The following is a 1,737-nucleotide window of genomic DNA, read 5'->3' on the forward strand; positions in this document are numbered from 1 at the left end:
CCGCGTCTTCAAATCCCACGCCGACATCCTCGACCACTGCTGCCACGCCTGGAACAGCCTCATCGACCGACCCTGGCGCATCATGTCCATCGGACTGCGCACCGGGGCTCAGGAGTTCTGATCAATCAGCGTTGGTATGAGTAGCGCGATCTGGGAGCTAGTGCATCGATCCAGACGGGGGCGTCAGCCGAGTCTGGAAAAATTGATGCAAAACCAAAGAACTAGTGCTCACTCGCATGAACGAAGTGAATGCGTCAGAGCACTAGGAGCCCGTCCGAGTAATCCTCTCGACGGCGGGGCCGGAGGGTGATTCACTTGGCTCATGGCCAAGGTGTTTCGCTCCTGGGATGTGGATCAGGGCTGGTTGCTGCCGCCCTCGCTGCACGAGTTCGTGCCGCCCGGGCACATGGCGCACTTCGTTCGCGACACGGTGCGGGAGGCGCTCGACCTCTCGGCCATCCTCGATACCTACAGCGAGGAGCGCGGCTGCCCGCCCTACCACCCGGGAATGATGGTGGCGCTTCTGCTCTACGGCTACAGCCGCGGTCTGTACTCGTCGCGTCAGCTCGCTCGGGCCTGCGAGGAGCGGGTCGACGTCATGGCGGTGACCGGGCTGAAACGGCCGGACTTCCGCACCATCGCCGACTTCCGCAAGCGTCACCTCGTGGCCCTGTCGGACCTTTTCGTGCAGGTTCTGCGCCTGTGCCGAGCGGCCGGTTTGGTCCAGTTCGCCCACGTGGCGGTGGACGGGACCAAGGTGAAGGCCAACGCCTCTCGCCACAAGGCGATGAGCTACGGACGCATGAAGACGGCCGAGCCGGCGCTGGCCGCCGAGGTCGATGCCTGGCTGGAGCAGGCGCGCGAGGCGGACGCGGCCGAGGATGCGGTGCAGGGCGCGAACCGACGGGGCGACGAGACACCGGACTGGATGGCCGACAAGCAGCGACGGCTGGAGACGATCCGCGCCGCGAAGGCCGCGTTGGAAGCGGAAGCGGTCGATCCGCCCACCCCGGAGGACGAGAGCGGGCCGGGTGCGTCCTCGGGCATGCGCTGGCAGGGTCGACCCCTACGTGGTGAGGACGGCGGTCCGCCAGATCGGGCGCAGCGCAACTTCACAGACCCGGACAGCCGCATCCTGCCCACGCGCGACGGGTTCGTGCAGGGCTACAACGGGCAGATCGCCGTCGATGCCGCGCATCAGATCATCGTGGCGCATCGCCTCGTGACGAACGCCGCCGACGCCCGCGCCCTCGTGCCGCTCATCGACGACGTCCGCGCTCATCTCGGGCGTAAGCCGTGCGAGGTCTCGGGCGATGCAGGCTTTGCCAACGAGGCGAACCTGGCCGCGCTGAAGGAGCGGCGGATCACCGCCTATCTGGCTCCGGGTCGGGCGCGTCACGGCGAGGCGGATGCGGCCGGTCGTCGGACGCTGACAAAGACGCCCCTGATGCGTGCGATGGCCGCGCGGCTGAAGCAGGCTGGCCGCCGGAGCCGCTACCGCCTGAGGAAGCAGGTCGTGGAGCCGGTGTTTGGGCAGATCAAGCAGGCCAGAGGCTTCCGGCAGTTCTTGCTCCGGGGCCTCGATCAAGTCCGGGGCGAATGGGCGATGATCTGCACCGCCCACAACCTCCTCAAGCTGGCCAAGGCCAGTCACTGAGCCCAAAGCCGACGCCCACGTCTGCCCACACTTCCACCCTCATCCCACCGCGTAAACTCGTTACTCGGACGGGCTCCTAG

General features: G+C 67.0%; 1 protein-coding gene and 1 pseudogene. Both read left to right on the forward strand.

Annotation, left to right across the window (positions count from 1 at the left end):
* Nucleotides 1–121 (forward strand): annotated as a pseudogene (locus MKK63_RS09550) (IS630 family transposase); the annotation flags it as partial.
* Between the two features lie 201 nt (nucleotides 122–322).
* Nucleotides 323–1,657: an IS1182 family transposase gene (locus MKK63_RS09555; RefSeq protein ID WP_244001015.1), complete on the forward strand. Its 1,335-nt coding sequence runs from the start codon at nucleotides 323–325 to the stop codon at nucleotides 1,655–1,657.
* Nucleotides 1,658–1,737 lie beyond the last annotated feature (80 nt).

Origin of the sequence: Methylobacterium sp. J-088, from assembly GCF_022829295.1 — a bacterium.
GTDB lineage: Bacteria > Pseudomonadota > Alphaproteobacteria > Rhizobiales > Beijerinckiaceae > Methylobacterium.

Coding starts and splice junctions, on each gene's coding strand:
- MKK63_RS09555 (WP_244001015.1), top strand. CDS start 323: ATGGCCAAGGTGTTTCGCTCCTGGGATGTGGATCAGGGCTGGTTGCTG.